Source organism: Ramlibacter sp. (assembly GCF_035706265.1).
Classification (GTDB): domain Bacteria; phylum Pseudomonadota; class Gammaproteobacteria; order Burkholderiales; family Burkholderiaceae_C; genus Ramlibacter.
Map to the genome: position 1 here is coordinate 1 of NZ_DASSVG010000102.1, position 11,115 is coordinate 11,115.

10 protein-coding genes and 1 pseudogene are annotated in these 11,115 nt (G+C 70.4%); 4 read left to right on the forward strand and 7 right to left on the reverse strand.

The window, feature by feature from the left end; genetic code table 11:
* Together VFM98_RS03970 and VFM98_RS03975 are read right to left on the reverse strand one after the other, a co-directional pair.
* On the reverse strand, window positions 1-1,320 hold a 1,320-nt coding region (locus tag VFM98_RS03970; protein ID WP_325108605.1), incomplete at its 3' end, for a protein adenylyltransferase SelO.
* Window positions 1,321-1,397: 77 nt separating this feature from the next.
* On the reverse strand, window positions 1,398-2,216 hold the full coding sequence (locus VFM98_RS03975; RefSeq protein ID WP_325108606.1) for a YihY family inner membrane protein: 819 nt from the start codon (window positions 2,214-2,216) through the stop codon (window positions 1,398-1,400).
* A gap of 37 nt (window positions 2,217-2,253) precedes the next feature.
* On the opposite strand from VFM98_RS03975, the gene VFM98_RS03980 reads away from it, so the two are divergent.
* From VFM98_RS03980 to VFM98_RS03995, 4 genes are all read left to right on the forward strand, one after another.
* Window positions 2,254-3,222 carry a threo-3-hydroxy-L-aspartate ammonia-lyase gene (locus VFM98_RS03980; protein ID WP_325108607.1) on the forward strand — a complete coding sequence of 323 codons (969 nt, stop codon included), beginning with the start codon at window positions 2,254-2,256 and terminating at the stop codon, window positions 3,220-3,222.
* A 4-nt stretch (window positions 3,223-3,226) separates the two neighbouring features.
* Window positions 3,227-4,564 carry a ferredoxin reductase family protein gene (locus VFM98_RS03985; RefSeq protein WP_325108608.1) on the forward strand — a complete coding sequence of 446 codons (1,338 nt, stop codon included), beginning with the start codon at window positions 3,227-3,229 and terminating at the stop codon, window positions 4,562-4,564.
* Window positions 4,565-4,634: 70 nt separating this feature from the next.
* Window positions 4,635-5,453, forward strand: coding sequence for an N-acyl homoserine lactonase family protein (locus VFM98_RS03990; protein ID WP_325108609.1), 819 nt, complete (start codon window positions 4,635-4,637; stop codon window positions 5,451-5,453).
* A gap of 89 nt (window positions 5,454-5,542) precedes the next feature.
* The gene (locus VFM98_RS03995; RefSeq protein WP_325108610.1) at window positions 5,543-6,877 is read left to right on the forward strand and encodes a sorbosone dehydrogenase family protein; all 1,335 of its coding nucleotides are present in this window, start codon (window positions 5,543-5,545) and stop codon (window positions 6,875-6,877) included.
* A 62-nt stretch (window positions 6,878-6,939) separates the two neighbouring features.
* On the opposite strand, the gene VFM98_RS04000 is transcribed toward VFM98_RS03995, so the two are convergent.
* The 5 genes and pseudogenes from VFM98_RS04000 to VFM98_RS04020 all read right to left on the reverse strand — a co-directional run bounded on the left by VFM98_RS04000 (window position 6,940) and on the right by VFM98_RS04020 (window position 11,058).
* Window positions 6,940-7,575, reverse strand: coding sequence for an AAA family ATPase (locus VFM98_RS04000; RefSeq protein WP_325108611.1), 636 nt, complete (start codon window positions 7,573-7,575; stop codon window positions 6,940-6,942).
* The gene (locus tag VFM98_RS04005; protein ID WP_325108612.1) at window positions 7,576-7,923 is read right to left on the reverse strand and encodes a type II toxin-antitoxin system prevent-host-death family antitoxin; all 348 of its coding nucleotides are present in this window, start codon (window positions 7,921-7,923) and stop codon (window positions 7,576-7,578) included. It abuts the gene before it with no gap.
* A 153-nt stretch (window positions 7,924-8,076) separates the two neighbouring features.
* On the reverse strand, window positions 8,077-9,303 hold the full coding sequence (locus VFM98_RS04010) for a Glu/Leu/Phe/Val dehydrogenase dimerization domain-containing protein (RefSeq protein ID WP_325108613.1): 1,227 nt from the start codon (window positions 9,301-9,303) through the stop codon (window positions 8,077-8,079).
* A 40-nt stretch (window positions 9,304-9,343) separates the two neighbouring features.
* Window positions 9,344-10,132 (reverse strand): annotated as a pseudogene (locus VFM98_RS04015) (ABC transporter ATP-binding protein); the annotation flags it as partial.
* Window positions 10,132-11,058: an ABC transporter permease gene (locus tag VFM98_RS04020; RefSeq protein WP_325108614.1), complete on the reverse strand. Its 927-nt coding sequence runs from the start codon at window positions 11,056-11,058 to the stop codon at window positions 10,132-10,134. The gene VFM98_RS04020 and the pseudogene VFM98_RS04015, both read right to left, overlap by 1 nt.
* Window positions 11,059-11,115: the final 57 nt, after the last annotated feature.

Consider the following 11,115-nt stretch of genomic DNA (forward strand, 5'->3'; position numbering starts at 1 on the left):
GGGATTGGCGCGCCGCATGCGCTCGGCCCGCGCGGCGGGCGCAAGCTCGGCATCGCGGGCGCAGCGCTCGCGCCAGCGCACGAGCCACGCCTGCAGCGGCTCGGGCTGCGCAAACAGGGCCTGCAGTGCGGCCTCGTCACCGTCTGCGGCATCGGCCAGCCGACGCCAGCCCAGCGTGAAATCGACGGCCTGCGCCTGCAGCAGGTCCAGCCAGTCGTTGACCAGTGCGGTATCGGCCGCGTCGTCACCCGCGCCCAGGCCCAGCTTGGCACGCTGGCCGCGCAGCAGCGCCGCCTGGTAATGCCCAGGGAAGGCCTCGATCACCTCGGTGGCCTGCGCCACGGCACGGGAGGCCGCGGCCTCGCCGCCCTCGGCCACCACCAGCGGCAGCAGGGCCTCGGCGAAGCGGGCCAGGTTCCATTGCGCGATGCCCGGCTGGTTGCCGTAGGCATAGCGGCCGTTGCGGTCGATCGAGCTGAAGACCGTGCGCGGGTCGTAGGCCTCCATGAACGCGCACGGGCCGTAGTCGATGGTCTCGCCCGAGATCGTCATGTTGTCGGTGTTCATCACGCCGTGGATGAAGCCCACGTTCATCCATTGCGCCACCAGTGCCGCCTGCCGCTGCGCGACCCGCGCCAGCAGCGCGAGCCAGCGGTCCGGCGCCTGCTCCGGCGATTCCACGAGGTCCGGGTCGTGGCGGCGCAGCGCGTACTCGGCCAGTTGGCGCAGCTTCTCGATGTCGCCGCGGGCGGCGAAGAATTCGAAGGTGCCGACGCGCAGGTGGCTGGCGGCCACGCGCGCCAGCACCGCGCCGGGCAGGACCTTCTCGCGCACCACCGGTTCGCCGGTGGCCGCAACGGCGAGCGCGCGCGTCGTCGGGATGCCCAGCGCGTGCATCGCCTCGCCCACCAGCACCTCGCGCAGCATGGGGCCGACCGCCGCCTTGCCGTCGCCGCCGCGCGAGAACGGCGTGCGGCCCGAGCCCTTGAACGCGATGTCGCGCCGCCGGCCGGCGCGGTCGATCACCTCGCCGAGCAGCACCGCGCGGCCGTCGCCGAGCTGGGGCGAGAAGCCGCCGAACTGGTGGCCCGCATAGGCCTGGGCCAGCGGTTCGGCGCCTTCCGGCACCAGGTTGCCGGCGAAGATGGCCGCGCCCTCGTCCCCCAGCAGTCCGGCGGGATCCAGGCCCAGCTCTTCGGCCAGTTCGCGGTTGAGGAACAACAGCCGCGGCGAGCGCACCTCGGCCGGCTTCCACGGCACGTAGGCGCCCGGGAGCTCGCGCGCATAGCTGTTGTCGAAGCGGAACGGGGAAGCTTGCATGGACCGAGTGTCGCAACTTGCGCCCGCCCCGGTGTGGGCAAGGGCTATCGGTGCGTGCAGGCGGGCAGCGCGCCGGATTACGCGCGCGCGGCGCGGCGGGCCCGCGGCCGGCCGCCGCCGCCCGGCAGGCTGGCGCTCACCAGCGCCGCCGCGAGGATCACGAACCAGGAGTAGTACACCCACACCAGGAAGGCGAGCAGCGGCGCGAAGGCACCATAGACCGTTCGGTAGGTGGGCACGCCGGCGAGGTAGAGGGCGAAGCCGCGCTTGCCCAGCTCGAAGGCCGCGCCGGCCAGCAGACCGCCCACGATCGCTTCGCGCCAGCGCACCGGCGCATGCGGCACGCAGAGGAACAGGCAGGTGAAGGCGGCCGCGGCGACCGCCATCGGCGCCAGCCCCAGCAAGGACTGCAGCCCCGTCCCCGCCAGCAGGCCCGAGCGCGGCAGCAGCGCCGACGCCGCCCACAGGCCGGCCCCGAGCAGCACCGGCCCGGCCAGCAGGATGGCGAGGTACAGCCCCAAGCGCTTCAGCAGGGGCCGCGGCTTCTTCACCTGCCAGATGCGGTTGAGCGCGTTCTCGATGCTCAGGAGCAGGCCCAGGGCCGAGACCAGCAGGAACAGCGAGCCCACCAGCGTCAGCCCGCCGGCGTTGCGCGTGAACTGCGCCAGCTGCTTCAGCACCACGCGCACGATCTCGGGCGGCAGCAGGCCGCGCAGCAGGTATTCGCGCATCGCCTCGCCGACGCCGCGCAAGGCCGGGATGCGGGTGAAAAGCGCGAAGCTCACGGCCAGCAACGGCACCAGCGACAGCACGGTGGTGAAGGTGAGGCCTCCGGCCCCCTGGGCCAGGCGCTCCTCGCGGCCGCGCCGCGCGATGACGCTGATGAAATTCGACATGCTGCTCGAGCGCAATATAGCAAGGGAGAATGGCGTAATGACCACACCCCTGCCCACTTACGAAGACGTCCTCGCGGCCGCGGCGCGGCTCGAGGGCCACGCCCACCGCACGCCCGTGCTCACCTCGCGCACCGTCGACGAGGAGTTCGGCGCCCAGGTGTTCTTCAAATGCGAGAACCTGCAGCGCATGGGCGCGTTCAAGTTCCGCGGCGCCTTCAACGCGCTCTCCCGCTTCACCCCCGAGCAGCGCAAGGCCGGCGTGGTGGCTTTCTCCTCCGGCAACCACGCGCAGGCGATCGCGCTGTCGGCCCGGCTGCTCGGCATCCCGGCCACCATCGTGATGCCGCACGACGCGCCGGCCGCGAAAGTCGCGGCGACCCGGGGCTACGGCGGCCAGGTGGTGGGCTACGACCGCTACACCGAAGACCGCGAGCAGATCGGCCGCGAGCTGGCCGAGCGGCACGGCCTGACGCTCGTCCCGCCCTACGACCATGCCGACGTGCTGGCGGGCCAGGGTACCGCCGCCAAGGAACTGTTCGAGGAGATCGGGCCGCTCGACGCCTTCTTCGCCCCGCTCGGCGGCGGTGGGCTTCTTTCGGGCTGCGCGCTCGCCACGCGGGCCCTGGCGCCCGACTGCCAGCTCTATGGCGTGGAGCCGCAGGCCGGCAACGACGGCCAGCAGTCGCTGCGCGCCGGCGCCATCGTGCACATCGCCACGCCGCAGACCATCGCCGACGGCGCCCAGACCCAGCACCTCGGAAACATCACCTTCCCGCTGATCCAGCGCGGCGTCACCGACATCCTGACCGCGAGCGACGCCGAACTGGTCGACTGCATGGAATTCCTCGCCACGCGCATGAAGCTGGTGGTGGAGCCCACCGGCTGCCTCGGCTTCGCCGCGGCCCGCCAGCGCAAGAGCGAATTGCGCGGCAAGCGCGTGGGCATCCTCCTGAGTGGCGGCAACGTGGACCTGGCGCGCTTCTGCAGCCTGCTGCAACAGCGCTGACGCGATGAACCGGATCAAGATTGCACTCGCCGGCGTCTTCCTCGTCCTCACCGCCTTGTGGCTGCTGGCGGACAGCTTCGCGCCGCAGCCCTTCACCTATTTCCGCTTCCGCGACGTCTTCATCCAGTACACCGGCGTGCTCGCGATCGGGGCGATGAGCCTCGCGCTGCTGCTGGCGCTGCGTCCGCGCCGGCTCGAGCCCTTGCTGGACGGCCTGGACAAGATGTACCGGCTGCACAAGTGGCTGGGCATCTCCGCCCTGGTGCTGGCGGTGGTCCACTGGTGGTTTGCGCAGGGCACGAAGTGGATGGTGGGCTGGGGCTGGCTCACGCGGCCGGCGCGCGGCCCGCGCGGCGCGCCGCCCGACACCGCCACCCTCGAAGGCTGGCTGCGCGCGCAGCGGGGGTTGGCGGAGTCGCTGGGCGAATGGTGCTTCTACGCGGCCGCCGTGCTGATCGTGCTGGCGCTGGTCAAGCGCTTTCCCTACCACCTGTTCGCGAAGACGCACACCCTGCTCGCCCCGGTGTACCTGGTGCTGGTCTTCCATGCGGCCGTGCTGGTGCGCTTCGCCTACTGGAGCCAGCCGCTCGGATGGGTGCTGGCGCTGCTGCTCGCCGCGGGCAGCGTGGCCGCGCTGCTGGCGCTGTTCGGCCGCATCGGCGCGGGGCGCAAGACGCAGGGCGGCATCGAGTTCCTCCAGCACTACCCGGGCCTGGACGTGCTGGAGATGCGCATCGCCCTCGAGCCCGGCTGGCCGGGCCATGCCGCGGGCCAGTTCGCATTCGTCTGTTCCGACCAGCGTGAGGGGGCGCACCCGTACTCCATCGCCTCGGCCTGGAATCCACGGGATCCGCACCTCACGATCATCGCCAAGGCGTTGGGCGACCACACGGCCAGGCTGCGCCATTCGCTGCAGGTCGGCACGCCCGTCACCGTGGAAGGGCCGTACGGCTGCTTCGACTTCGAGGATGGTTTGCCGCGGCAGATCTGGGTCGGCGCGGGCATCGGCATCACGCCCTTCGTCGGCCGCATGAAGCAGCTTGCCGCGCAGGGACACGCGAACGCGATCGACCTGTTCCATCCGACCTCGGTGCACGAGCCCGCGGCGATCGCCAAGCTCACGGCCGATGCCGAGGCCGCGGGCGTGCGGCTGCACCTGCTTTCCGGCGCGCAGGACGGCCGTCTCGACGGCGACCGCATCCGCGCCGCCGTGCCCGACTGGCGCGATGCCAGCCTCTGGTTCTGCGGCCCCGCCGCCTTCGGCCAGAGCCTGCGCGCCGACTTCCTCGCGCACGGCCTGCCCCCCGCCCGCTTCCACCAGGAGATGTTCCAGATGCGATAGGAGGTGCGGGAGCGCGCCGTTTGATGCACACTCGCGCCCGATCCGGCCTTCATCGTCACAGGAGACACAGATGCGACGGACTCTCTACGCGCTGGTGCTGGCGGCCGCCTTCGGCCCCCTGGTCGCCGCGGCCCAGCCCGCGGCCCAGCCGCCGGCCGAGCTGACCCTCACGCGGCTCGATTGCGGCAACGGCTTCAACGACCAGCGCCGCTTCAGCGACACCTTCGCGTACACGAATCCGCGCGTGCCCTTCACGTTCAGCTGCTACCTGATCAAGCACGGCGACGACTACATGGTGTGGGACACCGGTTACCTGCCGGGCTCCAACGCCAACGCGCCGACCGTGACGCTGGTCGACCAGCTCGCGCAGCTGAAGGTGAGGCCGGAACAGGTGAAGTTCGTCGGCATTAGCCACTTCCACGCCGACCATACCGGCCAGCTCGGCTCCTTCCCCGGCGCCACGCTGCTGATCGGTGAGCGCGAGTGGGCCGCGATCACGGCGCCCAAGCCGATGCAGGGCGCCAACGTGGCCGGCTTCACGCACTGGATCAGCGGCGGCGGCAAGCTCGAGACGCAGGCGGGCGACAAGGACGTGTTCGGCGACGGCAGCGTGATGATCCTGCGCGCGCCCGGCCACACCCCCGGCCACCAGGCGCTGCTGGTGCGGCTGAAGGAGAAAGGGCCCGTGGTCCTGCTCGGCGACGCCGCCCACTTCCACGAGAACTACGAGAGCAACGGCGTGCCGGCCTTCAACTACGACCGCGCGGAGTCGATCGCCACGCTCGAGCGCATCAAGGGCATCGAGAAGAACCTGCGGGCCACGGTGATCATCCAGCACGACCCGCGGGACATCGGCAAGCTGCCGGCGTTTCCGGCGGCGGCGCGCTAGAGCGGCTGAGCCGGCCAACGGGCCGCGGTTCGTCCCGCTGGGAGCTTGTCCGACAGGCTCCCGCCCGCGGCAGGACGAGACTGGGGCCCATGAAAGTCCGCACACTCCGCGCCGCGGCAGCGCCAATTGCCGCAAGCCTCGCCCTTCTCTGCGCGGCGCTGGCCGCCCAGCAGGCGGCCGTGCCCGTCGGCGTCGGGCCCGATCCGCAGCTGCCGGCCCCGAAGAAGGACGGCTTCATTCCCAACGTCCACATCGCGCCGGCCCAAGGCTGGCCGCAGGGCGCCGCGCCCACGGCGCCGGCGGGGTTCCGCGTCACGGCGTTCGCGAACGGCCTCACGCATCCGCGCAACGTCTACACGCTGCCCAATGGCGACGTGCTGGTGGCCGAGAGCAACCGGCCGCCGCCGCTGAACGGCGAGAAGGACAAGATGGCGCAAGGCATCCGCGGCAAGGGCATGAAGCTGGTGCAGAAGCGCGCCGGCGCGGGCGTGCCGAGCCCGAATCGCATCGTGCTGCTGCGCGACGCGGACGGCGACGGCGTCGCCGAAACGCGCACCGACTTCCTCACCGGCCTGTTCTCTCCGTTCGGCATGGTGCTGGTGGGAAACCAGCTGTACATCGCCGATGCGGACGCGATCGTGAAGGTGCCCTACCAGGCCGGCGAGACGAACATCGCCGCCAAGCCCGTGAAAGTGGCGGACCTGCCCGCGGGCGCGAACCATCACTGGACCAAGAACATCGTCGCGTCGCCCGACGGCACGAAGCTGTATGCGACGGTGGGATCCAACAGCAACATCGGCGACAACGGCATGGCTTCCGAGCAGGGACGCGCCGCGGTGTGGGAGATCGACCTTGCGACCGGCGCCAAGCGCATCTTCGCCTCGGGCCTGCGCAACCCGACGGCGCTGGCCTGGGAACCGCAGACCAAGGCCTTGTGGGTGGTGGTGAACGAACGCGACGAACTGGGCAACGACCTGGTGCCCGACTACCTGAGCTCCGTGAAGGACGGCGCCTTCTACGGCTGGCCGTGGAGCTACTGGGGCCAGCACGTCGACGCGCGCGTGAAGCCGAAGAACCCGCAGATGGTGGCGAAGGCGATCCCGCCGGACTACGGCCTGGGCTCGCATGTGGCACCGTTGGGGCTCACCTTCTCGGACGCGCGCATGCCCGCCAACTACGCGAGCGGCGCCTTCATCGGCGAGCACGGCTCGTGGAACCGCAAGCCCCGCGCGGGCTACCAGGTGGCCTTCGTGCCCTTCGCGGGCGGCAAGCCGTCGGGCCCGCCGGTGGAATTCCTCGGCGGCTTCCTGTCCGATGACGGCAAGGCCTACGGACGTCCCGTGGGCGTCGCGCTCGATGGCAGGGGTGCGCTGATCGTGGCGGACGACGTGGGCAATGCGATCTGGCGGGTGGCGCCCGCGTAACCCGCAAATGCGCCGGGCAGAGGGTGTGACCTGATCGCCCGGTCGCCTCGAAGCCGGCAATTTCAGCGCTGTTGTTGAATCGCGGCCTCGAGCACCGGTTGCGCCCACGCCGGCACCGCGGCGAGCGCCTGGCGCGATCCGATGTCAGGGAAGACGACGCGCCCGGCTTCGAGCTCCATCACGAGCGCGGGATCCGGGACGTCCTGGCCCGCTTCGACGGACCGGCTGTTGTCGAACACCTGCAGGCGGGAGAGTACGGGCAGCAGCTGCACCAGGTTCGACCGCGAGGTGTTCCAGCGCTCGCGGATCTTCGCCTCGGGGATGGGATGGCCTCGGTGGGCGACGCGCTGCGCTACCCGAGCGATGTGCAACTCGGGCGAGGCCAGGCCGCAATACAGCATCAGCAGGTCGTGCGTTTTCGAGGCCTCGCGCAGCAGTCGCGTGATCGTGTTTCCGCCCAGCGTGGTTTCGAAGGCGTGGTTGGCTCGCGTGGCGATCGCGCGTTCCAGCAAAGACTTGCCGTGCTGCCATGCCCGCGCATTCGCCTCGCCGAGACCCATTCCGAGCCCGCGCACCAGGTCGGCCGCGTACCGGTCGGGGTTGTACCAGTCCAGGCCTTCGTCCAGCAGCAGCGTGCTGAGGACCGAGCTCTTGCCGGCACCGTTGACGCCGGCCAGGACGATGAGGAAGGGGCGCACCTAGAACGCGGTGCCCGCCTTCGGCCGCCTGGACAGCCTGCCCTTGCGCTGGAAGACCGCCGCGGCCTTGTCGGCGGCATCCGGCGCCTGCAGGCTTGCGAGCCGCTCGTTGAACTGCGCCGACAAGTGGTCGAGGACGGACGCCTCGCGCTCTTTCAGCGCCGCCGCGCTCGCCGCGAGTTGCCGGTAGGCGTCCGCATTGACCAGCACCACTTCCACGCTGGAGTGGTTGGTGATTGCCACGCTGCCTGCCTCGCGCACTTCGCGCACGACCTCCCGCCACTTGTTCTTCACGTCCGAGGCGGTCTGGCGCGGCAGGTCTTCCAGCTGGGGCAAGTCGGTGATCACGCGGGGCTCCTATGGGGGCCATTATGCCAGACCTGAGGCGGTTATGGCATTTTGCCAGAATACCCCCTCCACGCCCCCAGCGGTCGTGCGGAAGCGTGCCGCAACCGAACATGTCGGCAATCTGCAGCGGCGCCCCCCCCCGGTCTCACCCTCTCACACGAGCTGGCTCAGCGCATTCTCGAACGCGGTGCGTGCAATGCCGGTGGTCGCCGAGGAACGCGCGTGGCAGCGCTCGAGCGCGGCGGCCACGGTGGCCGATACGTCGCCGAAGATCGCTTCGTCGGAGATCTCCGCGTCGCCCTCCATCAGGAAGGCGAACGCGCGCGCCATGCCGCAGTTGGCGATGAAGTCCGGGATCACCGCGATGCGCGAGTCCGCGTTCTCGCAGATCGGCCCATAGAAGATCTCCGCATCGGCGAAGGGCACGTTGGCGCCGCTGGAGACGACTTCGAGGCCGCCGGCGATCAGCTGCTCCACCTGCGGCCGCGTCACCAGGCGCGAGCCGGCGCAAGGCAGGAAGATGTCGGCGCCCGCGCTCCAGATCCGGCGATCGATCTCCTCGAAGGACAGGATGCCTGGGGCGGCGAGCTGGTTGCCCTTCTTGTTCAGGAACAGCGCCCGCAGCTCCGCGAAGCTGAAGCCCTCCGGGCGCAGCAAGCCGCCTTCGCGGTCGATGATGCCCACCACGCGCGCACCGGCCTGCGCCAGGTAGTAGGCCGCGGCCGAACCGACGTTGCCCCAGCCCTGCACCACGACGCGCTTGCCGGCGACCGCGCCGCCATAGAGGCGATAGTAGTGCAGCACCGATTCGGCCACGCCCCAGCCGGTGATCAGGTCGGCCACCAGGTACTTGCGGGACGGATCGGGCGTGAAGCGCGGGTCCTCGACGACCTTGGCCACGCCCATGCGCAGCTGGCCCACCTTCTGGATGCGCTCGCTGTCGCTGGGCACGAAGTGGCCGTTGACGACGCCTTCCTGCGGGTGCCACAGGCCGTAGCTCTCGGTGATCGGGATCACCTCGTGCACCTCGTCGATGTTGAGGTCGCCGCCGGTGCCGTAGTAGGTCTTGAGCAGCGGCGTCACGGCCTTGTACCAGCGCCGCAGCACGTCGTTCTTGCGCGGGTCGGCCGGGTCGAAGTCGATGCCGGACTTGGCGCCGCCGATGGCGGGGCCGGACACGCTGAACTTGACCTCCATGGTCTTGGCCAGCGACTCCACCTCGCGGCGGTCCAGGCCCGGGCGCATGCGCGTGCCGCCGCCGGCGGCGCCGCCGCGCAGGGAGTTGATCACGACCCACCCTTTGGCGGGCGTCTCGGCGTCGTTCCATTCGAAGACGATCTCGGGGGCCTTGGTCTCGAAGCGGTGCAGCAGTTCTTTCATCTCGGTCTCTCGGAATTTCGGGGGTCGGGGGCGTTCTGGCGAGCAGCAGCTTGTCGTCATCCAGCTTCTCGCCGCGGGTCTGCTCGAACATGTGCAGCAGGTCCGGCACGTCCATGCCGGCGCGTTCGGAGCCCTCGACGTCGAGGATCACGCGGCCTTCGTGCAGCATCACCGTGCGCGTGCCGTAGTCCAGCGCCTGGCGCATGCTGTGCGTGACCATCATGGCCGTCAGCTTGCCGGCGTCGACGATCCTCGCGGTGAGTTCCAGCACGAAGTTCGCCGTCTTCGGGTCCAGCGCCGCGGTGTGCTCGTCGAGCAGCAGGATGCGCGAGGGCTGCAGCGAGGCCATCACCAGGCTCACGGCCTGGCGCTGGCCGCCGGAGAGCAGGCCCATGCGGTCGGCCAGCCGGTTCTCCAGGTTCAGGCCCAGGATGCTGAGCCGCTCGCGGAAGAATTCGCGCAGGCTGCGCGTGAGCGAGAAGCCCAGGCCGCGGCGCGCACCGCGCTTCCAGGCCAGCGCCATGTTCTCCTCGATCGTGAGGGCCTCGCAGGTCCCCGCCATCGGATCCTGGAACACGCGGGCGACGAGGTCGGACCGCTGCCAGGCGGGACGGCGCGTCACGTCCGCGTCGTCGATCCGGATGCTGCCGCGGTCGACCATCAGGTCGCCGCTGATGGCGTTCAGGAAGGTCGATTTGCCGGCGCCATTCGAGCCGATGACCGTGACGAACTGCCCGGTGGGGATGTGCAGGTCCAGCCCGCGCAGCACGCGGTTCTCGATCGGCGTTCCGGGGTTGAAGGTGATTTCCAGTCCTTGGGCGCGCAGCATCACCTGGCCTCCTTCACGGCGAACGGGATGGCGCGCGCACCGGGCCGCAGGCCGGCCAGCTTGCGCCTGGAAGCGGGAACGAGCAGCGCCAGGGCGACCAGCACCGCGGTGACCAGGTTCAGGTCCTGCGCCTGCAGGCCGATGAAGTCGCTGTTGAGCGCCAGCGCGATGAAGAAGCGATAGAGCACCGCGCCGAGCACGCAGGCCAGGGTGGTGACGACCAGGCTGCGCGCCGGCAGGATGGTCTCGCCGATGATCACCGCGGCCAGGCCGACGACGATCGTCCCGATGCCCATGGAGATGTCCGCCCCGCCCTGCGACTGCACGAACAGCGCGCCGGCCAGGGCCACCAGGCCGTTGGACAGCGCCAGGCCGGCGATCGTCAGGCGGTCGGTGGAGATGCCCTGGGCCCGGGCCATGCGCGGGTTGCCGCCGGTGGCGCGCATCGCCAGGCCCGTCTCCGAGGCGAAGAACAGGTCGATCAGCACCTTGGCGACGACCACGACCGCCAGCAGCACCAGCGGCTTGAGCCAGTGCTCGGGCAGGTCGCCGAACTGCAGCAGGCTGAACACCGTCGCGTCGTCGATCAGCGCCACGTTGGGCTTGCCCATGATGCGCAGGTTCACCGAATACAGCGCGATCATCACGAGGATGCTCGCGAGCAGCTGCATGATGCGCAGGCGCACGTTGAGCCAGGCGGTGAGCCAGCCCGCCAGGGCGCCGGCCACGACCGCCGCCGCCGTCGCGGCGAAGGGGTTCCAGCCCGCGACGATCAGCGCCGCGGCCACGGCGCCGCCGAGGGGGAAGCTGCCGTCGACCGTGAGGTCGGGGAAGTTGATGATGCGGAAGGAGAGGTAGACGCCCAGCGCGACCAGCCCGAAGATGAGGCCGATCTCGAGGGCGCCCAGCGAAGCGATGAGCGACATGGTGGAGGCGCCCTCTTCTTACTTGACGACGACCTTCGCCGACTTGACCAGTTCCTC

Excerpts from the sequence above, each read along its gene's own strand:
- VFM98_RS03995 (WP_325108610.1), top strand. The coding sequence starts at position 5,543 with ATGAAAGTCCGCACACTCCGCGCCGCGGCAGCGCCAATTGCCGCAAGC.
- VFM98_RS03975 (WP_325108606.1), bottom strand. The coding sequence starts at position 2,216 with ATGTCGAATTTCATCAGCGTCATCGCGCGGCGCGGCCGCGAGGAGCGC.
- VFM98_RS04020 (WP_325108614.1), bottom strand. The coding sequence starts at position 11,058 with ATGTCGCTCATCGCTTCGCTGGGCGCCCTCGAGATCGGCCTCATCTTC.
- VFM98_RS04010 (WP_325108613.1), bottom strand. The coding sequence starts at position 9,303 with ATGAAAGAACTGCTGCACCGCTTCGAGACCAAGGCCCCCGAGATCGTC.
- VFM98_RS03990 (WP_325108609.1), top strand. The coding sequence starts at position 4,635 with ATGCGACGGACTCTCTACGCGCTGGTGCTGGCGGCCGCCTTCGGCCCC.
- VFM98_RS03985 (WP_325108608.1), top strand. The coding sequence starts at position 3,227 with ATGAACCGGATCAAGATTGCACTCGCCGGCGTCTTCCTCGTCCTCACC.
- VFM98_RS03980 (WP_325108607.1), top strand. The coding sequence starts at position 2,254 with ATGACCACACCCCTGCCCACTTACGAAGACGTCCTCGCGGCCGCGGCG.